Below are 22,966 nucleotides of genomic sequence, written 5' to 3' on the forward strand. Positions count from 1 at the left end.
AATGTGAATTATCGTGCAGATGGTGCGGGAACTACTGTTTATAGCTTGGGCATATCAGGTGCTGGTGTACCGAGTGGTGTAGTTGATGTTGCCACTGGTCAAGGTGTCTATCTGTTCCTAGAATCAGGCAGTGTCGTAGGACGTGTTGGTAGTGGTGGTGTGGCAGACGCAGGTGGTGCAACTGCATTTAATATCAGTGTGAATGCAGCAACAGGTGCAGTGACACTAGACCAAGTCCGCGCATTAGAGCATCCAAATTCAGCACAACCGAATGAACTCATTAACTTAACTACTAGTGCAGTGAGTTTGACTGCAACTGTTACCGACAGAGATGGTGATACTGCTTCTGCAAGTATTAGCTTGGGTGATAAAGTGGGTTTCCGAGATGATGCGCCAACGATTACACCGACAGGTGTTGTGGTTACTCTGGAGGTTGATGAAACAACCTTGGCAACTGACCACACCCAAAACTTCTCCACAGCATTTAATACGAATTATCGTGCAGATGGTTCAGGCACTACCGTTTATAGCTTAGGCGTATTAGGTGATGGTGTGCCGAGTGGCGTAGTTGATATTGCCACAGGTGAAAGTGTTTATCTGTTCCTAGAATCAGGCAGTGTCGTAGGACGTGTTGGTAGTGGTGGTGTGGCAGATACAGGTGGTGCAGTTGCGTTTAATATCCATGTTAATGCCACATCAGGTGCAGTGACACTAGACCAAGTCCGCGCATTAGAGCATCCAAATTCAGCACAACCGAATGAACTCATTAACTTAACGACGAATGCAGTGACATTGACGGCTACTGTGACCGACAAAGACGGTGATAGTGCCACTGCAAGCATTAGTTTGGGTGATAAAGTTGGCTTCCGTGATGATGCGCCAACCGTTGCAGTTGTAGCAACGACCACGAATCTGCTGGTTGATGAAACCACCTTATCTGGCAATGATACCGAAAACTTCTCGACGGCGTTTACTGTGAACTACGGTGCAGATAATGCAGGCACTACCGCTTATAGCCTAAGCGTATTAAGTGAGGGTGCGAATAGCGGTGTGGTTGATATTGCGACAGGTCAAGCGATTTGGCTGTATTCGGAATTTGGTGGTGTGGTAGGGCGCGTAGGCAGTGGTGGTGTGGCTAATTCATCAGGTGCAATTGCATTTAATATCACTGTCGACTCGAGTACAGGTGCAGTGACCCTAGATCAGGTTCGTGCATTACAGCATCCAGATGCGAGTAATCCGAATGAATTGATTAATTTAACCAACGATACAGTGATATTAACGGCTACCGCTACTGATAAAGACGGCGACCAAAATTCCGCCAGTCTTAATATAGGTAATAGAATTGGCTTCCTAGACGACGCCCCAACAATCAGCTCGAATCCTGGTGTATTGGGCACTGTGCAAGTGGATGAAACTGTACTGCAAAGTAACGCTACGGTTTCAGCCACAGACGTTGACTTTGTAACAAACGTGTTTACTCCAAATTATCGTGCAGATGGTGCGGCAACCACCAATCCTCTGGTGTACAGCTTGCAGATTGCGAGTGATGGTGTAAACAGTGGTTTGGTGGATACTGCAACTGGTCAGGCGATTCTACTTTACAAAGTAGGCAATGATGTTGTTGGACATGTGGGCAATTCAAGTGGTGCAGAAGCCTTCCGTATGAGCTTGACTGGTGATGCCATGACCTTAACTCAATCTCGTGCGGTGGTGCATCCAACGACTGGTGCCTCGCATAACGAACCTGTGGGGTTAGTAAATGGTGCATTGTTTGTCAGAGCGGTTGCAACTGATAAAGATGGCGATAACGTTCAAACGCAAGTAGACGTCGGTAGTCGTTTTACCTTCCTAGATGATGGTCCTGCATTTATCAGTGCAAGTCCTGCACCTACAGTGGATGAAGCAGATTTACCTCTAGGTAGCAGCCCTAACGCGCCTGCATTGACAGTTAATGGCTCACTTAACGTTAATTTTGGGATGGATACAGGTGCAGCAACATCGCGCGATGTTCGGTTTACTATCGCCACTCAAACTGCGCTGGAAGCATGGGCGGATAGTAATTCCAATCCGAATTTGACTGCAAGTATTTCACCTGATGGACATACCCTAACGGCATTGAATAATGGTAATCCTGCATTCACGGTGACATTGGCTGTTGCGGCAAATGGGGCTGTCACTTATGTATTCACGTTGCAAGGGCCATTAACCCACTTGAATGTGAGCGATTTGACATTACCATTTAATGATCTTCAGATTATTGATGGTGATGGCGATACCACGATCGGTAACTTTAGTGTCATCGTGCTGGATGATGAACCACCTGTGCCAGATCCTAAGGTATTAATTGTTAATGAAGATTTAACGAATGATGGTGGTTTTGGTCATGGTGCGCCTGATAGCAACACCTTTAATACCAACGCGGATGCCACAAGTAGCAATACGTTTGTTGATATGCAAGGTGCGTCAGCAGGTACAGCAGCGACACTTGAAACTGGTGTAACAGTATATGTGAATGGTGTAGCACAGACTGTGGATGCCTATAGAACTGAAAATGGTTATGCAGTAGTCGAAACGAATGGTCAGATTACCTACTATCCAGATCCAGATTTTAGCGGTGTAGATAATTTTGCTTACACCACCACCACCGATCAAGGGCCTAAAACTTATACGGTTGATGTGACAGTACGCCCAATTACCAATGATGTGCCTACAATTGCACATGACGGTGAAACAAACGCCACGCATCCGCACTTTGTGTATACGCTCGAAGATACCGATGTGCTGTTGGGCTTGAAAGCCCCTGTGATTACCGATCCAACCGATCAAAATGGTGCTACAACAGGCGATCATCCAGAGCGGTTAGGCGCAATCACACTGACACTGTCGGGTGCTGGTGCAGTAACTGGAACGGAGTTGTTGAATGGTGCAACAGCACTGATACCAACAGTTGCAAATGGTAGTGTCTTTACTGTGGTGATCGTGGATAGCAGTGGTAGCACAACGCCTTCTACCAGCTACCATCATGCTGGTGTGCCAAGTGGTGCAGCGAATATTAACTACCTCACGATTGCTGAATATGAAGCCATTACGGTGAGTCCAGCATTACATCGTCATGAGAACTTTAATGTCAATGTGAGTGTGACCGAGTACGAAGTGAATGATAGTGGTCTGATTGTGTCTACACCAGATAACGGCACAAATGGTAATACAGCTACCCAAAATATCTTTGTCTCTGTAGAAGCAGTAACAGACGATGCGCAGTTGATATTTAATACTGCTGCAGCTCTGCCTATCAACGTGGATGCCGTCACATACGGTGGTGCAGGGGGTAATACCGCTGCCACTGTGACCATTAAAGAAGAAACAAGGTTTAATGTAAAAGATATTCTTAGCGCGCAATTTGCCGATTTAGATGATACCGAAATCCGCTCGATCACTATCACCAATACCACTGGACAAAATATTGTTGTCAATGGTTCAACATTGGTAAACGGTGCTAGCGTCACGGTCAATGACAACGCAGGTGGTGCTGGACAAACAGGCGGAATAGGTAGCTTCCCGAATATCAGGATTGGTGCGGCAGGCAACTTTAGTGGTGATTTGAATAATATTATTCTTACCATTAACGCTCAAGATTATGATGCCGATGGTTATTATCACGATCATGATAATAATTCAGGCACACCACTCGTATTCGCACCTGCAAATCCAGCGACATTGGGTGTACCCGAAGCAGATACGCATGATGCTGACCCACTGGTTAATAACAACACGGTGGTGCTGAATCTGCGTGTTACTCCAGTTGCAGGCGACGTTGCCGCTGGGAATGTATCAACAGCAGAAGATACCGCAGTCGCTTTCTTGCAGCATGTGAGAGTGACCGATACAGGCACAGGTGATGAACGTATCAATAGCGTGTCATTTACCGTACCTACAGACTGGAAAGTCATTGCACCAGCACCTAGTAGTGGCTGGTCAACGACAGGTGATGGTCTAACGGGTATCTATACTATTACGTTTGACAACTCTTTAACTAGGGCGCAACGTGAAGTAGTATTAGATAGCTTCATGATTCAACCGCCAGCACATAGCAGTAAAGACTTGCCAGCTGCTGACTTTCAGGTTTCTATTAATTCGACCGATACCAATACAGTTAACGCTAGCCTTGTTTCAGATACTGCAACCAGAAACATTGGTATCCGCATCACAGTGACCCCAACCGCTGAAGCTTTAGCGCTGACAGGCAATGCCACGATTACAGGTTCAACGACTGATTACTATGCCACAGCAGCAGACAACCCAGCCAATTGGACTGCGATGAATACCGATATCAATGCTGCCAATGGTGGTCTTACACCTGACTTAAGCATGAATGGCAACTTTAGCTATGTAACAAATGGTTTTGAAGATACATGGTTTGCACTAAATACCGTTGGTTTCGACTTTAAAGCACCTTGGCGTAATGAAGATGGTGTGGGTTCAGGCGGTGCAAATGGCAATAAAGAAAATACTTTTGCAGTGCTCACTGCCTATGAAGTGGTGCGTGATGCAGGTGGGATCATTACAGGACTTAATCCAATTGCTGGAGAGTTTAGACATAGCGGCAGCACAGCATTTGCTAGTGAAGTTGCCATACAGTTCTTAGATTCAGTTGAATTCAAAGGGCCAGAGGGTTTTTCAGGTGAAGTGTTTATCAAAGTACAAGCACGTACCAAAGACTACGATGAAGAAACCAATGCGGAAGTGATACAAGACTCTGGCGTAGCTTGGCTGAAAGATATATTGCTTGAGCCTGTTGCAGATGCTGTGACCTTGCGGGTCAGAATTCGTGAGGTGATGGACGAAGATACCTCAAGAGCATTGACCATTCGTACACAAACCACTGATCTCGATGGTAGCGAAACCTTTAATATCCGAATTCAAGGCATTCCAGAAGGCAGTAAAATCGAATTTAATGGTCATGTCTATTATACATTAAATAATAGCACTTGGATCAATGGTGGCGATAAATTGGTTGATCAAGGTGGTGGTCTATACACCTTAGAATTGCATGGCTTGCCACAAGGCACCATTAACCCGATCTTCACCCCACCTAAAGACAGTAATACCAATGGTTTGGATATCAATTTAACCGTTGAAGCCGTATCCGTAGATACGATCACGATTTCAGGTGGGCCGAATGCGGGAACATATACCCAGACCAATCCAGTGACATCGACACAAACCATCGCTATCTCCGTTATTGGTGTGCCTGATGCACCGTTGGTAACCATTGTGGGTGGTCAAACGTGGGTGGAAAATAATTTGGATGAGCATAATGGGGGCATTAATAGTGCTGCTGCCAATGGTGATCCAAATGTGATTGATCTGAGCAACTTTATTACAGCTGCGACGGTCGGCGAAACAAACCCATTGAATCCGTCAGTCAATTCAGAAACATTGACGCTGCGTATTACCAATTTACCTGAAGGCTTTAGTTTAGTAGATGCAGCAACAGGCAATCCAATCACCACCTTGGGTGGTTCAGGCGATGCGCGTGTTTGGGTGCTGACTCCAGCACAGATTGTGACCACACAAATCAAAACACCTGTGAACTTTAGTGGTACGGAAAACTTTACCGTAGAACCTGTGGTCACAGAAAACGATGGTAGAGCCACCAAGTTTGGCCCACCGCAATTCGCTGAATTCCATGTCACGCCATCACCAGAAGCTACGTTGAATCTGCAATCTGATGTCTGGGAAGATGAAATCGGTGGAAATATAGGTCGGATTGACCTGTCGACAGTCATTCAAAATGGCGATAACGTCAATGAACAAATCTATGCGGTACGCATCTTAGAATCAGATGTTACGGCTCGAAATCTGATTTTGTATAGCGATGCGGGTGGAATGAACGCACTGATGGCAGTAGGTGGTTACTACTATATCGCCTATGCGAACTTGGGTAGTTTATATGTGCGTAGTCCTGCTAACTATAGCGGAGACATTAATCTCAATATGGATTATATCGTCCGTGATACTTCCAGCGACGGTACAACAGGACCGACTTACACAGGCCCTACCACGGCAGGTGTCACCACTGTGCCTCCAATCCTAGGCTCAGACTGGGTCGCAGGTAATTTCAATAGCATTACCCACACGCTACATTTCCGTCCAGTCACTGATACCGTTGAGTTTGTCGATGATACACCTCCCATCACTGGCACTGGGGGAACGGCTTATTTTGACGCTCACGCTGGTCACTCTGGCTATGAATTAGACTTAGCCATCAGTAATACCGTCACTGTTCATTTGGATATTACCAAAGCCATTGATACCGATTCACATGATGCGTTAAACACCAGCGGTTCCAATGAACGTGACCATGACTATGCAGGTGGTGCAGGTGAGCATATTACGCGTATTGTGATTGCTGGTGTGCCTGATGGCGTAACGGTAAATGGCGCAACTTTCCTAGGCGGTGGTCAATGGCAGATCAGTGCGACAGATGGCTTTACAGGTGTGATAAGCAAAGACGTGACGTTTACTGTGAATAGACCGATTCTTGATGTGGATGGTCGGGACATTTACATGACTGTGTATACACAGGATAAGAATGCAGTGGAGTCCAATCCAGATGTCAGCACAGGTATCGCTACTGACACAGTGACTGTGAATATCCGCACGGTGACTGGTGGCGGTACCACAGTGATATTGCCAACCCTTGATTTAAGTCCGCTTAATCCAACAGTATTGGAAGATGATTACAATGACGCTGATGGTGATGGAGCTGGTTTCGCTCTGTCTAAAGCAGTGCAACTTGAGTCTGTCACCTTTGACCAAGGAGCGAGTAGCCCAGCCAGCTACGACCTGACCGTGACCATACGCACTTATCCAGGGGATGACACTACATTCACAGGTGCAGGCATTAGTGGTCCAATTACAGTGATTGAAAATGCAGGTACGCCACAAGAACAGGTCGTGACCTTGTGGATTGTGACGACAACTGTCACTGATGCCAATGCACAGTCGACATTGCAAGGTATCTTGGACGACATCAGAGTGCATACCGCAGAACATGCGAATGGTAACATCAATAATCTGAATAGCACTGTACCTATCGATGTTTCTGCGGTGTTCAATAGCAGTGGTGTCGGGCGTGGTGATCGTGTTGGTGGTGCTACGGATTATGATAATGATAATCCTGTTGATGTAGCGGGTGCTGATGATGATGCAGGCATTGTGATCATCACGCCTGTGACTGACCCAGCTACCTTGACCGTTACTCAAACAGCGACCACCAATGAGGGCGGTACTATCCCAATCAGTATCACTGTATCGAATGAAGCCGATGAAGCAGGTGACTGGGATATTGTAGATGGCACTGTCTACTTCCAATTGAGTGCTGGTACAAGTGCGGTGATTGCTGGTGAGTTGCAATATACCAATGGTACGCCTTTATCTACGGTTACTGACCCTGCTGGCCTACCATCTGGCACGTATTACTACATTACAGGTGCTACGCCAGATACATTGGTCAATCTGCAATATGTGATTGATGATGCTGCTGAATATGAAAGCGGTAGCTTTAACCTGAAGGCGTGGACGATTAACCAAGAGAATGGCAGTAATTTAGAGTTACTCTCTGATGGTACGACGACGCTGACGGTGAACAAGGTGAATACCCCACCAGACATTAGCATCGTGGCGACTAATAATGAACATGATGGTTCAGGTGCGATGGCAGTTGGTAGTATTCAGTTGGCAATCACCAAAACCTTAATGCCTGCGGATGTGAATGAAAATCTATATTCTGCATTGATTCAGAATTTGCCAAATGGTTTCTTGGTGTACTACGGGGCAAATCAGAATTCGGCAACCTTGGCAACTAATGCAGGTGATGGTACGTGGTTAATTCCTGTTTCTGGCAATGATTTACCGCCGTACATCAGCATTAAGCCACCTGCGTACTGGAGTGGAACATTGAGTAGTGTCAAGTTCTCGCTTGTGAGTGGTGAAGCGAGTTTACCAGCCAATGTCACAGATTTCCCATTTAACCTTATCGTGACACCAGTTGCGGATGGTATCTTCGCGCTTGCGCCAACTTATAGCTTCAGTAACGTTGGCAAACCAGTGTCCCTCAACTTGAATATAGGGATGGAAGACCCTGCATTGATTGTGGTTGGTGCGCCTGATGGCAATCGTGAGTTGACACGGTTGATATTTACTGGCATTCAAGATGGGGCTAATGCGGTATTCCTCGCCAACAATGCCATGATTAATCCATCACGGATTACTTACAATGCAGGTACGCATACCATTGAGGGCTTGACCCAATCAGAGCTGGATACACTGCAAATCTTGCACACGCCAACATCTGGACTTGATCCGATTACTGTTAATGCACAAACTTATGAAGTGGATGTAGATACAGGTGCGATTATTGATACCAGTGGTTTGTTTGGTGTGCAGAACTTTAATCTGAATGTGATAGGCACTACTGCAATAATTACAGATACCAGTTCTGGTTCGCCAGCCACTCCGACAGCAGGTAATGATGACCTCACAGGTTCAAGCAGCAATGACTATATCAATGCTGATGCAGGTAATGACATCATTTTTGGTGCTGACGGTGAGGATAGTCTAGTCGGTGGTTTAGGCAATGACGAGCTGCATGGTGGCAATGACAAAGACATTCTGTTGGGTGGTGCTGGTAATGACTATCTGTATGGTGATGCTGCTAATGACATTCTGCATGGTGGCATAGGCAATGACCTTCTGTTTGGTGGCACAGGCGCAGACTTGTTTGTCTGGGGTACAGGTGATAATGACAATAGTACAGATGTCATCAAAGACTTTGTTCAAGCTGATGATGTGGTTGATGTGAGTGGGTTGCTGGATCAACTGGGTTGGGATGGTGAGGCAGGTACTCTGTCCAATTATATTGATTTCACATCAGGTACAGACACAAACTTAGTAGTCGGCAATGGTGCGAATACTGTCACGATTGTGATTGAAAACAATACATGGGCTAGCCTCAATGACATGATTACTAATAATCAACTGATTGTTTAACGAACTGAAAAGGGTTTGATCTGATTAATGGCTGAACGTTCTTTGTGGTTTAGTTCAGTGATTAATCAGGCAGCCGATCAGCGAGTAAACAAAAAGAGGAAACGAATTTTGTCATCACTGGACGGTTGCCAAGATCAAAAAAATTGACAACGGCTTGTTCATTTAAAAGCAACAAGCCAAATAGGTAATAATTACGAAGTAAAATACAGGGGAAACATGTGATTAAACGTAACGCTTCTGCGCTCAATAAAATAACCGTACTGGCTGGTTTATTCAGTGCGGTTATGTTGAATACTGCCTCGGCAGCCGATTTGACTTCGGTGACCAAAACTGCGATTGAAAATAATCCAGAAGTACAAACTCAATGGTTTAGCTTCCTTGAAGCAACAGCAAATCAAAAACAAGCACGTGCTGGCTATTTACCATCGTTAGATTTGAACGCAGCCTATGGCAAAGGCAATCGTGAATTCGATGGCGATCGTGGTTGGTTCAATCAAGGTCAGGCAGAAATTGCGTTAACGCAAGTGTTGTTCGATGGTTTTCGTATTAAAAGCAAAGTTGAACAAGGCGATTATGCTGCGTTAAAACGTTATTATGACTTGAATGCAGGTATTGAACAAAAAGCACTTGAAGCGACTCAAGCGTATTTAGATGTACAGCGTTATCGTGAATTGGTTAGATTTGCAGAAGGAAATTTTGCCAATCACCAGCGCGTTTATAATCAAGTATTACAACGGACCAACCAAGGTGTAGGCAATAAAGCAGATTTGTCACAAATTTCAGGTCGTTTATCGCTTGCTCAAACCAACTTGATGACAGAACAAGCCAATTTAAATGATGTATCTGCACGTTTTGCACGAATTGTTGGGGTTGAGCCAAGTAATAATCTTTCGCCAGTAAGTATTAATGCAGCACTTCCGAACAGTGCACAAGAAGTGATTGCTTCTGCTTATAACAATAACAACAGCCTAAAAGCGGCGTTAAGCGAAATGCAATATGCACGTGCGAGTGCGCAAGAGTTTAAAGCCAATATGTACCCAAAACTTTCATTTACAGTATTCTTCTAAATTACGTTTTATTGGTGGCACTGTTGGTAATTTTGCTGGATGGGTACAACAAACAGCAGGCGTTGTAATTATCCTGGTTGGAGTTTATCTTATTGTAGATGGAAAGTTGACCCAAGGTGCACTGATTGCCTGTTATTTATTATCAACTCGTGCCTTGGCTCCAATTGCACAAATTGCAGGTTTATTAACCCAATATTATCAGGCATCCAGTGCCTTAAATATGCTGAATCAAACTGTTGACGCTGAACAGGAACGAGAGAATCTAAAAGGTTGGGTGAGTCATCCACATCTTATAGGACATATCGAATTTAAAAATGTCAGCTTATGTTATCCAAATGAATCACATTCTGCTTTAAATAATATCTCTTTCTCTATTCGAGCAGGAGAAAAAGTGGCGATTCTAGGAAAAGTAGGCTCAGGTAAAAGCTCAATTGAAAAGATACTATTGTCGCTCTATAAGCCGACTGAAGGGTCAGTATTTATTGATCAAACCAATATTAGTCAGATTGATCCAGCAGAATTACGTAGCCAGATTGGTTATATTCCCCAGGACATACAATTGCTGAACGGTACAGTATTATCAAATATTGTCTTAGGTAATCCACATGCTAGCCGTGTTGCTTTGGAACAAAGTTTGGTTGTTTCTGGTTTAAGCCAGATTCTAAAAGCACATGAAGATGGTTTGTCATTACAAGTGGGTGAGGGTGGTCATAAATTATCTGGCGGACAGCGGCAGGCGGTTGCCGTGGCACGTGCAATTGCCCAGAATGCTAAAATTTTGGTTTTTGATGAACCGACCAGTGCGATGGATACTCCCCTTGAGAATCATGTGATTCATCATCTAAAACATTATATGACAGCTCAACATACTTTAATTTTGGTCACACATAAACCTGCATTACTTACATTGGTTGATCGAATTATTATTTTAGAAGATGGAAAGATTATTGCTGATGGTGATAAGGAAAGTGTAATGAAAGCCATGTTTCCCCAACAAGCTAAAGTTGCAGGAGCTGTATCATGAGCACAGAACACAATAAAACCCAAAGAGAGAAGATGTTTGGGGGCGTAGGTAAAAGTATTGAACAATCAGAAAAAGTTCTGAGTCCAGTGCTAGGGCGTTTAAATTTATTTAAAAAATATCAACCTGCTGATACAAATGACTGGAAAAGTCAGGTACAAGAAGTAACTCAATCACAAAAGCCAATTCAGGCAAGAGTCATTCTTTATGTGATTGTAGTGTTGTTTATCTGTTTAATTATTTGGGCAGGTTTTGCTAAAGTCGATGAAATTACTCGTGGTGAAGGAAAAGTGATTCCATCTCAACAGATGCAAGTGATTCAATCGGTTGATGGTGGCGTGGTTGAAAAGGTGTATGTGCAGGAAGGTGAGCACGTCAAAAAAGGCGATCTATTGATTCGTATTGACCCGACACGGTTCACCTCAAATTTGAATGAAGTTAATGCCAAGATTTTTGCCTTGCAAACCAAAGTTAGACGTTTAAGTGCACAATTAAATGGCTCGGGCTATACCTCAGGCAGTGTCCCTGCGGGGGTTTCACCTGATGCAGCTGCAAACATTATGGCGCAAGAAAGCCAGTATTATGCGGAAAGTTTGCGCGAACTGAGCCAAAGAACGATGACCAATCAAGGTACGGTTTCGACTCGTCAACAGGAATCGCAACGTGCTCAAGCTGCACTCGGACAAGCTGAAAGAGCCTATCAACTTGCAGTGCGTGAACTCAATACCACACGACCTTTGTTAAAGACTGGTGCGGTGTCGGAAATGGATATTTTGCGCCTTGAACGTGACGTATCGAATGCCGATGGTGAACGTAAGCAGGCGGCAGCGAATTTAAGAGCTACGCAGGCATCTATTGGGGAAGCGCAATCACGCACTTCTGAGGCTGCGGTGAGTTTAAAAAATCAATGGCGCAATGAACTGGCAGAAGCGCAAGCTCAGCTAGTGAGTTTAAAAGAAAGTATTTCAGGCGTAGCAGACCGAGTGAAAACCACCGATATTCGTTCACCGACCAATGGTATCGTGCAGAAAATTTTCTTTAATACCATTGGTGGGGTTGTGAAACCAAGCGATCAAGTCGCGGAAATAGTACCTTTAGATGGACAATTGATTGTTGAAGCAAAAGTGTCTCCGAAAGATATTGCTTTTGTACGACCAGATTTGCCTGCGGTGATTAAATTTACGGCCTATGATTTTTCAATCTATGGCGGAATGAATGCGAAAGTAAAACATATTAGCCCAGACACATTTACCGATGAAAAAGGCAATATGTTTTATATCGTCCGTGCAGTGACTGATAAACCAACGTTTGGTAAAGGATTATCCGTGATTCCCGGCATGACCGTTCAATTGGATATTATGACAGGGAAGAAAACTATTCTTTCTTATCTGCTTAAACCAATTCTTAAAGCGAAAAATAATGCCTTAACCGAACGTTAAGTCGAATAAAAACCGAAATCTCTTAAAATCCCTCTTTTGAAAAGAGGGATTTTTGATTTATAAAGTAAATTTTAAACGCGCGAAATTTACATTTTATTGAAGCAGATAAAAAATCTAAATTCATTTTTAGTTTTTTCCAGTGCCAAAATGTTGCACCCAATACGTTCGATGAGTTACATCATTTCGAACGCAGGTAATCGCATAATCTTTAAATTGGGGTTTCATTAAGTTATCGCAATGTCCAGGACTGAGCGCCAGCCAATTTTCTAAAACTTGTTTTAGGTTGCTTTGACCTGTTGCTAAATTTTCCCCACCACCACCTTTGTATCCTGTTTTTTTAATACGAGCTCTCAGATTTTCACCACTTCGACCGACATGACTTAAAATCTGACGTTGCGAAATATCCAGCGCATGTGCAGTTGAACTTGTTTGTAATTGATTATTCCATTTTAGCGAGTGGGTAGCCGAGTAAGCTATTTTTCCACATTGTTGCGGTTGATGCCGAATCACGTTAATGGCATTTAAAACGGCTTGCTGATATTGTGGATTTTTAATGTCATCACAAGAGATTTTGTCAAAAGAGGCTAAAGTCTGTTGAGGATTTTTTTGAGTGGGTATCGTTGTTGATTTTGCAATGGTTTTATTTGATTGATGCTGCAAAGGCTGTTGTGGTTGTGAATTTGAACATCCATGTAGTAAAAAGTATAGACTGCATATAAAAGAATGATAAGCAATATTTTTCATAGTGCACCTCTAGCAAATTTTTTTATTCATCAGATGTATTAGTTCAGACTTGATCGGACATAACTCTTGAAAAAGAGAAAGTTACCCATTTTGATAAAGGTGTCGAAATCTTAATCAAACAAAGGTAACTTTCTTATGTTGCATACTAACAATCAAATCATCAAACACAAAGTAGGCTTACTCAATTTAGCTGAAGAGCTTCAAAATGTTTCTAGAGCATGCAAAGTGATGGGTGTCTCTAGAGATACTTTTCATCGCTATCAGGAGCTAGTACAGTCTGGGGACATGGATGCATTGATCAATAAATCCCGTCGAGTACCTAATCTAAAAAATCGTGTAGATGATGCTACAGAACTAGCAGTCATTGATTTCGCAACTCAGTATCCAGCTTATGGGCAGCATCGTACTAGTAACGAATTACGCAAGAAGGGTGTATTTGTTTCAGGTAGCGGTGTTCGCTCTATTTGGTTACGCTATGATTTAGAGAACTTTAAGAAGCGTTTGAAAGCACTCGCAGCTAAAGTGGCACAGGATGGTATCGAATTAAATGATCATCAGATTGCTGCTGTTAGCGACAGTGTAAAAATGACCCCCTAACGGCATTTAAAAACTGACCCCCTTGGTTAATATAGCGGTCATTTTGGACTGCTCAACATGTTAACTTTGGAGCAAGCAGTGACAATCCAAATACTTCATCAACAAGGTAAATCTATTAAAGCCATTAGTCGTGAACTGGGGGTGTCCAGAAATACCGTACGTAAATATTTACGGCAAAACACCACACCTCAGTATCAGCGTATACAGCCTAGAATAAGTATCCTTGACCCATATAAACCCTATTTACTCCAACGTGTAAACGCAGCTCATCCTGAATGGATTCCTGCTGTTGTGCTCTACCAGGAAATTTTAAGGTTGGGATATCCAGGAAAGATCAGGATCTTGAGGGAATATCTTGCAACATTAAAACCAGTTGCTAAACCAGAACCGATCATTCGTTTTGAAACCCAACCTGGCCAACAAATGCAGGTAGATTTCACGACAATTCGACGCAACAACACGACTTTAAAAGCCTTTGTCGCAACATTAGGGTATTCCAGAGCGACTTTCGTGAAATTTTATGATCATGAACGTACGGATGCATGGATCGATGGTCTAGAAAATGCATTTCAGTTCTTTGCAGTAGTACCTCAAGAAATCCTGTTTAATAACGCTAAAACGATCATGATTGAACGGGATGCCTATCAGGAGGGGCAGCATAAATGGAACCCCAAACTGCTCGACTGTGCCAAGAAGTACAGCTTTCGTCCTCGCGTATGTAAGCCCTACCGCGCACAGACCAAAGGCAAAGTTGAACGCTTTAATGGATACCTCAAATCAAGCTTTATTGTGCCATTGAAAGCAAGCCTGAAGACTTCGGGTTTACTGTTAGATGTTGATGTCGCCAATGCCCACATTGGCCGGTGGCTGCATGAAACCGCCAATCAGCGGATTCATGCCACCACGCAAGAAAAACCGGCTGTTCGACTGCAACAGGAGCAGCAAAAATTTACGCCATTACCGCAATCAGATACAGGTTCTAGCACTGTACCTGTTGCAGCAGCACAGCATGTCATGCCCTACGAGAGTTTGCAGCATCCCTTATCGGTATATGACCAGTTGCTAGGAGTTTCCTGATGAATCTGCAATACGACCGTATAGAGCAACTTTGCCAAAAGCTCAATCTGCCTGCCATCGCATCACAATGGTCACATCATGCACAACAAACATTAGGTCAAGATGGAAGTTATGCCGACTTTGTTGAAGCGATCTTGACGCATGAATATGCTGCCAGGCAACAGCGCAGCCAGCAGGTCCTGATGAAACTCTCAGGCCTGCCTCAAATGAAAACACTGGAAGGTTACGATTTTAATTATGCACTAGGTGCTCCAAAATCACAGGTGGTCGAGTTGTTCAACTTGAGCTTTATCTCGAGAGCAGAAAATGTGGTGTTTCTTAGTGCTAGTGATGTAGGGAAAACGCATTTATCCATGGCATTAGACTATAAGGCCATCATAAACAATGTCAAAACCAAGTTTATTACCGCCGCCGATCTCATGCTGCAACTCAGTACAGCCTATCAGCAAGGTAAATTGAAAACCTATATGCAACGGGTGATACTCGCCCCGAAATTACTGATAATCGATGAAATTGGTTATTTACCGTTTGGACGTGAAGAAGCGAATCTGTTCTTTAACGTGATTACCAAGCGTTATGAAAAAGGCAGTCCAATATTGACGAGTAACTTACCCTTTAGCCAATGGTCTAAGTCGTTTGCGGATGATGTTAGGTTGACCGCTGCGATGTTAGATCGGCTATTACATCACTGTCATGTGGTACAAATATCGGGTGAGAGTTATCGTTTGAAGGATAAAAAAAGAATTGGGATTCAGCCCCAGGTTGAAACTTAATACGAGATCAAAGGGGTCAATTTTACTTTGCCATTTGTAAGGTAAAAGGGGTCAATTTTAGAATGCCGTTGACAAATACACAAGTTTTACAGGTGAAACCAAATGAGTGAACAACAACTAACATTTAAAGAAGGCTATGACATCTTAAAGAAGAATGCTGAGCTTCTAGAGTCTCAAGAGGAGCCGGACATTGATAACCTGATGAAAGTTGTTGAAGAATCCATGGCAGCTTATAAAAACTGTAAGCAACGCATTGATGCAGTACAACAAGCATTGAATGAAAGCTTTAAGGATTAATCTTTAATTGTTAGCAGTTGATCCCACTTAAAGTAGTTCTGTGTTAGCCGATCTCGTGACATATTCCATGTTCTGTTCGGCATTAAACTCGCGCCCAAGGCAATCTTGGTTTTGCCATACTTAAGATGAATCGCTTCAAGGGAATCCATCAAGGCATTGCTGACTTCGATGTGTTTCATATCAATGAACATGTCATACACATGGTTTTCCTTTGGTTCGAGACACGTCAGAATCACGCCGCATTTCTTGAATGCTATATCATTTGCATACAGGCCATCAATCATCGTTGTAGCGAGTTTAGAGAGCACTAATAAGTTGTCGGTAGGTTCTGGTAAAGCTAATGATAAAGACTTGTTGTAGCAGGGCTTTGAGCTATCAAATGGGTTTGATTGAACGAAACCAATCAGACAACCACACAACAAATTATCATCTCTCAGTCTGCTAACAGCATCCATGACATACAGCGACATGGCTTCCTTGAGATCATCTATGTGATAGACCCTCTGCCCAAAGGAGCGACTAGCAATGATTTGCTTCTTTGCAGGAGGCGTATGTTCCAATTCAATGCAAGCAATTCCATGGAGTTCCAATAAGGTTCTGTGCATCACTACAGAGAATTGGTCTCGGATCATCAGAGGGGAAGCCAAGACAAAATCCATCACTGAATGAATCCCCATACTGTTGAGCTTCTTCGTATACTTTCGACCAATGCCCCATACTTCACTTACATCAATTGCTTGATAGACGCTCTCGGCTGAGCATGGATCCATTGAAACCAAGTTGCATACGCCATTGAAGTAATCGTTCTTCTTGGCAATATGGTTTGCGAGTTTCGCTTCTGTCTTTGAGCGTCCTATGCCAATACATACAGGTAAACCAAGCCAAGAAAACAAACGCTGACGAATCTGATGAGCATATTCAGTCAAGTCGTAATTCCCTGCATGAGCTGTCAGATCCAGAAAGCACTCATCAATAGAGTAAATCTCTTGCTCTTTTGGCGATACAAAATCGGCTAGGATTTTCATGAATCTGCGAGACATCTCTGCATACAGTGCATAGTTGCTCGATAGCACCTGTACCTGATGCTGTTCGACGATGTCCTTAATCTGGAAGAGAGGAACACCCATCTTGATGCCCAAGTCTTTGGCTTCTTGGGAACGTGCCACAGCACAGCCATCATTGTTGGATAGCACAATGACAGGCTTTTGTTCAGACTAGGGTTGAAGACACGTTCACAACTGACATAGCAATTATTGATGTCTACAAGTGCATAGATCTTCTGGTGAGCTACTTGCATGAGCATGAAACCAATCAAGTATTAACGCTTTCTGAATGGCTTGATGACAAAAGTCACTATGAATAGCCACCGATTTTGTAGACACCTTTTAGTTAGATAAAATGGCTAATTAACGAGGTGCTTATGAGCAGTAAACGATACCCTGAAGAATTCAAAATTGAAGCAGTAAAACAAGTCACTGAGAAAGGTCATAGTGTGGCTGAAGTTGCTACACGTTTAGGAACCACTACACATAGTCTGTATGCTTGGATCAAACGTTATGATCCACAGCAGCCCAAGACAACAGAATCTAGTGATCCAACTACAGAATTAGCGAAATTAAAAAAAGAGCTGCAAAGGGTCACTGAAGAAAGGGACATATTAAAAAAGGCCGCGGTGTACTTCGCAAGCCAGTCCAAATGAGGTACGCCTTTATTCGGGACAACCAACATATATGGTCTGTTCGTCGTTTATGTTCAACGTTAGATGTTCATCACAGTGGTTATTACGCCTGGTTAAAGAAACCTACCAGTATAACTGCGAGGAAGCGGCAACAGCTTTCAGGATTAATTAAACAGTTCTGGTTGGAATCTGGCGGAGTCTACGGTTATCGCAAGATTCATTGTGATTTGAAAGACGTTGGCGAAAGTTGCGGTATCAATCGAGTACATCGACTCATGAAGGCGAATGGTCTCAAGTCACAGCGTGGCTATCGCAAACCTAGAGCTAATGTTAGTACTCCATCGATTGTGGCTCGAAATACTTTAGACAGACAGTTTAACCCCACCCAGCCCAACCAGTTGTGGGTGACTGACATCAGTGTGCCGCAGCAAGCGGCGTAAGAGATGAGGGTATGGCCCCTCGCTATCGGCTTGCAGGAGCAGGTAGCAAACCACCATAAGCGGCTTGGATCAAAAGTCCCGGTCGTGAGCGTTATGGAAAAGGCGTTGTAAAGGCGTCAGGTAAGAATTAGGAAGGCGAACACCAGTGAACTGCCGTTCAAGTGTCGAAAGTACTCAAATGACATCAAAACCGGGGATGGATGTTGCCCCGCGATCAGTTTGGCCGTTACCTGCTTACGGGCCATTCGGTGTCCGGCGTAGAGGCAGCGCGATCCTAATTCAGGCTTTTACGTTGAACTGCGGGAACCTTCGGTGGCGATGTCAAGCGAAAGGTACAAGCTCAAAAGGCAAGGCCGATAATAGCAATGCGTCACCAAGGGGCGGAGCAGCTCGTAGTAGTGTTGAAGTTACTGTAATGGTAATGGAGCGAAGGGGCTGCATTATCCAGGTCTGCGGTCTTGTCAACTGCACAAGCAGGAGGAACAAGGCTTTATGACCAAACCATTTAACATTCCTAAAGCGTTAATTTGGGAGGCATTCAAGAAAGTCAAAGAGAATGGCGGTGCTGCAGGCATCGATCATGAATCTATTGAGCAATTCGAACACCACTTAAAAGGCAACCTGTATAAACTATGGAATCGACTTTGTTCAGGCAGTTATTTTCCACCGCCAGTCAAAGGCGTTCCGATTCCAAAGAAATCAGGTGGGGTACGTATGTTAGGCATTCCAACAGTAGCGGATCGAGTAGCACAAACAGCTGTCAAGCTTATATTGGAGCCACAGATTGATCCTCTATTTCATCCAAACTCTTATGGATATCGTCCAGGGCGTTCAGCCCATGATGCGATAGCTGTGGTGAGACGACGAAGTTGGGAGTATGACTGGGTTGTGGAATTTGATATCAAAGGTCTATTTGATAACATTGACCATAATCTACTCATGCGTGCACTTAAGAAACACTGCGAAATTCCATGGATTCTTCTCTATGTAGAACGCTGGTTAAAAGCACCTATGCAAAATGTAGATGGTCAAGTTTTAGAAAGGAATCACGGCACACCGCAAGGTGGAGTTATCAGTCCTCTATTGGCTAATTTATTTATGCATTATGCTTTTGACATGTGGATTACCAAGAATCTTGCGAGTGTAAGATTCTGCCGCTATGCGGATGATGGAGTAATTCATTGCCGAAGTTTATCTCAAGCCAAACTTGTTTTACAAAAGATTGGTGCACGATTTCGTGAATGTGGACTCGAATTGCATCCAGATAAGACAAAGATTGTTTATTGCCAAGATGTGAATCGTCGCCAAGCATATCCAGATGTTCAATTTACTTTTCTCGGGTACACGTTTAGGCCCCGTAAGGCTGTGGACAAGTATAAAAGAGTTTATGTAAATTTCTCTCCTGCAGTCAGTCGTGATGCACTTAAAACAATGCGACAGACTATTCGGAAATGGCATCTACATCTGATGTGTAATCGCGAATTAAGTGATTTATCTGCAATATTTAATCCAATTCTTCAAGGCTGGCAGCAATACTATGGTCGATTCCATGGTTCAGCAATGTCAACGATCTGGCAACACATGAATGCTTATCTTATACGCTGGATGAGGCGTAAGTATAAAAACTTGGCCCGTCATAAAAGACGGGCTAGATATGCCTTAGGGCGACTTGCGCGTGATTTTCCAAATGCCTTTGTGCACTGGAAAATGGGATGTTTACCATCGGTTGGATAATGGGAGCCGGATGAGCTGAGAGGTTCACGTCCGGTTCTGCGAGGGGCTAAGGGTGAGACTCCCTTGGTCTACTCACCCTTATATTCGCACTCATGAAGGATGGCTGTATCTTGCAGTAGTAATCGACCTATTCTCACGGCTAGTCGTTGGCTGGTCTATGAAGTCGAGAATCACAACAGATCTGGTTTTAGATGCTCTACTGATGGCTTTGTGGCGAAGAAGCCCAAAGAACAAAGTCCTGATTCATTCTGATCAAGGTAGCCAATACACCAGTCATGAATGGCAGACATTTCTCAAGCATCACAACCTTGAAAGCAGTATGAGCCGGCGTGGAAACTGCCATGATAATGCTGTTGCTGAGAGCTTCTTTCAGCTGTTAAAGCGAGAGAGGATCAAGAAGAAAATCTATGTGACAAGAACTGAAGCAAGGTCGGATATCTTTGAATATATAGAGATGTTCTATAACTCAAAACGCAGACATGGTTCCAATGGTCAGCGTTCTCCATTAGATTATGAAAAGGCCCATCAAAAGATGGTTATGTGTGTCTAGAATTTTGGTGGCTATTCAATCACCGATGTCGACAGGTTTCCAAACGAAAAACTCTTATTTGTTTTCTACCTTTTAATTGGTGTAAAAGGGCTAAGGTCATCAATTAGATGACCTTAGTTTTTTGATTTATGTGTAAGCAAGATTGGTTAAGTAAAGGCGGGCTTTCATTGCCAAATTTGCATAATTGGCTTGCCCATCATCCAATTGTCGTTGTAACCAAAGCCTTAAAGCCTGATGATCATTAAAACATTTGTTGACGTTGAGCATGAAAGCGAGGTTGTGCAGTTTGGGAATTTGAAACTCCTCAATCAGCTCACGTGCAATTGCATCAACTTCCTGTGACACCACAACCCCACCAAAGAATGATTTAGTCATATTCATTCTCCATCTCATTGAGCTTTTCTAGCATCAGCTCAAAAGCACTGCCATCACGACGGGTAATATTAGGAACATAGCGACTGTAAACACGAAACAGCATTTCAGTCGTAGAATGTCCTAGTTGTTTGGCAATCCATTCCGGATTTTCACCAGCTGAGAGCCACAATGTCGCTGCAGTATGCCGTGTTTGATATGCACGACGACTTTTCAAACCTAAAAATCTTAATAATGGATGCCATACGCGTCGATTCACTAAGCGATAGTCCAATGGGTTGCCATTTCGCATAGAAAAAACGAATTCAGAGCGGTTCTTGACCATTTTCTTTTGTTCTAAGAGTGCTTGATACACACGCTCACTCATTTGAATGCCACGGTCTGATCCAAAGGTTTTGGTATCACCAAGTTTGCCGTTGACTAATGCTTCTTTGATATAGATCTCACGCCGTTGAAAATTCACGTTTTGCCAACGTAGACCATCGATTTCACTGGTACGCATACCTGTGAAGAAGCGAACGGTGTAGTACGGTTTAAAGTCATCACGCACAGTCTCTATGATCTTTTGCACCTCTTGTAGGGTAAAAGGTGTAACGTCAATGCGACTTTCCTTGAGATTCTTAATATTTTTATAAGGCGAAACAAAGTTGTATCGTTCCGCTGCTTCATTAAGTATCATACGTAAAGGTGTCATGATCTGATTGATTCGGGATGCCTTCAGGCTTGCTTGTTTTAAACCGTAATTCACTTTGCCGAGAGAGGAACGGAATTCAAGCAAGTCTGGCTTCTTTATCTGATCTAAGCACTGATGGCCTAATGCAGGGATCAAATAATTATTTAAAATAATCAGTACCTTTTCCTGGTAGGAACTGCGCCATTCAATTTTTTTCTCATCAAACCAAATATGCGCAAAATCCTTAAATAGGGGTGTTGATGAGCTCAGTACAGCTTTACGTTGCTGTATCTCACTAAACTGTGCAACTCGTTTGCTTTTAGGAAAATACTTTGCATACTCGAAAGTCCCTAAAGTAATTTCTGCTTCAAGCTGTTCTAAACGTTTCTTTAAAAGTTTACGGTTTTGGGCCGTATCTTCGAGATTGGTTGTTTCTCTGCACCGTACACCTTGATAGCGGAAGTCGACAACGAGCTTTCCATAACGTTCTTGAATATTCGCCATATGCAGGACTCCTTATTGCAAAGTGGTTAGCCCTAGGCTGGTGAATTTCAACATATCTTCTTCGATACGTTCCCATACAAACAAAATTTTGCGTCCACCGAATGGGCGGATGTAATGAATGCCCTCAAGGAAAATACTGTCCTTAAGTTGGTTACGGATGGTACGTGGGTCGTAATGAATTTTTTCAGCCAACTGTTGGGCTGTCATATAGGTGTATGTCATAATGATATTCCTGTAAAACTTCATCGGATGTGGAGATAAATTACATCCTTGAAGATAAATTAACTCTAAAATTGCTCAAATGCAATGAAAAAGTAATCGGATTAGAGGAATTTATTGTGATTATTTGTAAACTTCCAACTCTTTTGGCTGAAAGAAGGATGAGAGTAGCAGATCTTATCCGTGGTACTGGTATTAATAAAACCACATTGCATAAGCTTTATAATGGAGATTTGACACGAATAGATTTTGATACTATTGATCGGGTATGTGATTTTTTAGATATACAGGTTGGGGAGTTATTTATATTTGAGCGGACTAATGATTTGTTAGCGCAGTCAAATAATAGAGATACCGATGATGAATAATAAAATAGATAATCAATAATTTTTTGTGTAATTACATGATAGGGGCTTGGTCATACAGATTCGGCCAACTTAGAAAGTAGCGCGTAAAAAAATAGAGTCACTTTTTGGTCACCATTTGGTCACCAATTTTAAATGTAATGTTCTGTTAACTTGCTTTTTTAAGTATCAGAAATTCTGATAGATAATAATACTATTTAAAATCAACAAAAAAAGCCCCAATCTTTCGACTGAGGCTTTTAAAATTCTGGAGCGGGAAACGAGACTCGAACTCGCGACCCCAACCTTGGCAAGGTTATGCTCTACCAACTGAGCTATTCCCGCGGAGTCTATAAAGTTTTTTAAATGAAAAAACTAAA

Annotated in this window: 13 protein-coding genes, 1 tRNA gene and 4 pseudogenes; 12 read left to right on the forward strand and 6 right to left on the reverse strand. The window is 43.1% G+C overall.

Features of this window, described 5'->3' with window-relative positions:
* The first annotated feature begins 3 nt into the window (after nucleotides 1–3).
* The 4 genes from F995_RS00320 to F995_RS00335 all read left to right on the forward strand — a co-directional run bounded on the left by F995_RS00320 (nucleotide 4) and on the right by F995_RS00335 (nucleotide 12,584).
* Nucleotides 4–9,057: a DUF5801 repeats-in-toxin domain-containing protein gene (locus F995_RS00320; RefSeq protein WP_155756710.1), complete on the forward strand. Its 9,054-nt coding sequence runs from the start codon at nucleotides 4–6 to the stop codon at nucleotides 9,055–9,057.
* 218 nt (nucleotides 9,058–9,275) lie between these two features.
* Nucleotides 9,276–10,124 (forward strand): TolC family protein, encoded by an 849-nt coding sequence (locus F995_RS00325; RefSeq protein ID WP_004644815.1) that lies wholly within the window; start codon nucleotides 9,276–9,278, stop codon nucleotides 10,122–10,124.
* The gene (locus F995_RS00330; protein WP_004644816.1) at nucleotides 10,066–11,148 is read left to right on the forward strand and encodes an ATP-binding cassette domain-containing protein; all 1,083 of its coding nucleotides are present in this window, start codon (nucleotides 10,066–10,068) and stop codon (nucleotides 11,146–11,148) included. The genes F995_RS00325 and F995_RS00330 overlap by 59 nt, the downstream gene beginning before the upstream one ends.
* Nucleotides 11,145–12,584, forward strand: coding sequence for an HlyD family type I secretion periplasmic adaptor subunit (locus tag F995_RS00335; protein ID WP_004644817.1), 1,440 nt, complete (start codon nucleotides 11,145–11,147; stop codon nucleotides 12,582–12,584). The genes F995_RS00330 and F995_RS00335 overlap by 4 nt, the downstream gene beginning before the upstream one ends.
* 126 nt (nucleotides 12,585–12,710) lie before the next feature.
* Here the strand turns inward: F995_RS00335 and F995_RS00340 are convergent, their stop codons facing one another.
* Nucleotides 12,711–13,328: a CAP domain-containing protein gene (locus F995_RS00340; protein ID WP_004644818.1), complete on the reverse strand. Its 618-nt coding sequence runs from the start codon at nucleotides 13,326–13,328 to the stop codon at nucleotides 12,711–12,713.
* Between the two features lie 135 nt (nucleotides 13,329–13,463).
* Here F995_RS00340 and F995_RS00345 point away from each other — a divergent pair.
* The 4 genes and pseudogenes from F995_RS00345 to xseB all read left to right on the forward strand — a co-directional run.
* A pseudogene (locus F995_RS00345) lies at nucleotides 13,464–13,898 on the forward strand (helix-turn-helix domain-containing protein); the annotation flags it as partial.
* An 84-nt stretch (nucleotides 13,899–13,982) separates the two neighbouring features.
* On the forward strand, nucleotides 13,983–15,002 hold the full coding sequence (gene istA, locus F995_RS00350) for an IS21-like element ISAba8 family transposase (RefSeq protein WP_004644821.1): 1,020 nt from the start codon (nucleotides 13,983–13,985) through the stop codon (nucleotides 15,000–15,002).
* Complete coding sequence (gene istB, locus F995_RS00355; protein ID WP_004644822.1) at nucleotides 15,002–15,775, forward strand: IS21-like element helper ATPase IstB; 774 nt, start codon at nucleotides 15,002–15,004, stop codon at nucleotides 15,773–15,775. The genes istA and istB overlap by 1 nt, the downstream gene beginning before the upstream one ends.
* A 102-nt stretch (nucleotides 15,776–15,877) precedes the next feature.
* A complete protein-coding gene (gene xseB / locus F995_RS00360) occupies nucleotides 15,878–16,072 on the forward strand; it encodes an exodeoxyribonuclease VII small subunit (protein WP_004644823.1) in 195 nt (64 codons plus the stop codon).
* Here xseB and F995_RS00365 read toward each other — a convergent pair.
* Nucleotides 16,069–17,375, reverse strand: a pseudogene (locus tag F995_RS00365) (DUF4113 domain-containing protein). The gene xseB and the pseudogene F995_RS00365 sit on opposite strands and share 4 nt — an antisense overlap.
* A 117-nt stretch (nucleotides 17,376–17,492) precedes the next feature.
* Here F995_RS00365 and F995_RS16895 point away from each other — a divergent pair.
* The 3 genes and pseudogenes from F995_RS16895 to F995_RS00385 all read left to right on the forward strand — a co-directional run.
* Nucleotides 17,493–18,169 (forward strand): annotated as a pseudogene (locus tag F995_RS16895) (IS3 family transposase); the annotation flags it as partial.
* Between the two features lie 513 nt (nucleotides 18,170–18,682).
* Entirely contained in the window at nucleotides 18,683–19,924 is a 1,242-nt protein-coding gene (gene ltrA / locus F995_RS00380; RefSeq protein ID WP_004644827.1) for a group II intron reverse transcriptase/maturase, read from the forward strand.
* 79 nt (nucleotides 19,925–20,003) lie between these two features.
* Nucleotides 20,004–20,474: pseudogene (locus tag F995_RS00385) on the forward strand (IS3 family transposase); the annotation flags it as partial.
* A gap of 126 nt (nucleotides 20,475–20,600) precedes the next feature.
* Here F995_RS00385 and F995_RS00390 read toward each other — a convergent pair.
* Genes F995_RS00390 through F995_RS00400 form a run of 3 tightly spaced genes read right to left on the reverse strand, consistent with a single transcriptional unit; the run spans nucleotide 20,601 to nucleotide 22,245 of the window.
* Nucleotides 20,601–20,849: a hypothetical protein gene (locus F995_RS00390; protein ID WP_004644829.1), complete on the reverse strand. Its 249-nt coding sequence runs from the start codon at nucleotides 20,847–20,849 to the stop codon at nucleotides 20,601–20,603.
* Complete coding sequence (locus tag F995_RS00395) at nucleotides 20,842–22,023, reverse strand: Arm DNA-binding domain-containing protein (RefSeq protein WP_004644830.1); 1,182 nt, start codon at nucleotides 22,021–22,023, stop codon at nucleotides 20,842–20,844. The genes F995_RS00390 and F995_RS00395 overlap by 8 nt, the downstream gene beginning before the upstream one ends.
* 12 nt (nucleotides 22,024–22,035) lie before the next feature.
* Nucleotides 22,036–22,245: a hypothetical protein gene (locus F995_RS00400; protein ID WP_004644831.1), complete on the reverse strand. Its 210-nt coding sequence runs from the start codon at nucleotides 22,243–22,245 to the stop codon at nucleotides 22,036–22,038.
* A gap of 116 nt (nucleotides 22,246–22,361) precedes the next feature.
* Between F995_RS00400 and F995_RS00405 the strand changes: the two genes are divergently transcribed.
* Complete coding sequence (locus F995_RS00405; RefSeq protein ID WP_004644833.1) at nucleotides 22,362–22,610, forward strand: helix-turn-helix domain-containing protein; 249 nt, start codon at nucleotides 22,362–22,364, stop codon at nucleotides 22,608–22,610.
* A 245-nt stretch (nucleotides 22,611–22,855) separates the two neighbouring features.
* Here the strand turns inward: F995_RS00405 and F995_RS00410 are convergent.
* Nucleotides 22,856–22,931 (reverse strand) — tRNA-Gly (locus F995_RS00410).
* Nucleotides 22,932–22,966 lie beyond the last annotated feature (35 nt).

It is taken from the genome of Acinetobacter sp. CIP A162, from assembly GCF_000367905.1.
Taxonomy (GTDB): Bacteria; Pseudomonadota; Gammaproteobacteria; order Pseudomonadales; family Moraxellaceae; genus Acinetobacter; species Acinetobacter lwoffii.

Bases quoted from the DNA above. Each gene is read 5' to 3' on its own strand.
- istB (WP_004644822.1), top strand. From the start codon at position 15,002: ATGAATCTGCAATACGACCGTATAGAGCAACTTTGCCAAAAGCTCAAT.
- ltrA (WP_004644827.1), top strand. From the start codon at position 18,683: ATGACCAAACCATTTAACATTCCTAAAGCGTTAATTTGGGAGGCATTC.
- F995_RS00340 (WP_004644818.1), bottom strand. From the start codon at position 13,328: ATGAAAAATATTGCTTATCATTCTTTTATATGCAGTCTATACTTTTTA.
- F995_RS00335 (WP_004644817.1), top strand. From the start codon at position 11,145: ATGAGCACAGAACACAATAAAACCCAAAGAGAGAAGATGTTTGGGGGC.
- F995_RS00390 (WP_004644829.1), bottom strand. From the start codon at position 20,849: ATGACTAAATCATTCTTTGGTGGGGTTGTGGTGTCACAGGAAGTTGAT.
- istA (WP_004644821.1), top strand. From the start codon at position 13,983: ATGTTAACTTTGGAGCAAGCAGTGACAATCCAAATACTTCATCAACAA.
- F995_RS00395 (WP_004644830.1), bottom strand. From the start codon at position 22,023: ATGGCGAATATTCAAGAACGTTATGGAAAGCTCGTTGTCGACTTCCGC.
- xseB (WP_004644823.1), top strand. From the start codon at position 15,878: ATGAGTGAACAACAACTAACATTTAAAGAAGGCTATGACATCTTAAAG.
- F995_RS00400 (WP_004644831.1), bottom strand. From the start codon at position 22,245: ATGACATACACCTATATGACAGCCCAACAGTTGGCTGAAAAAATTCAT.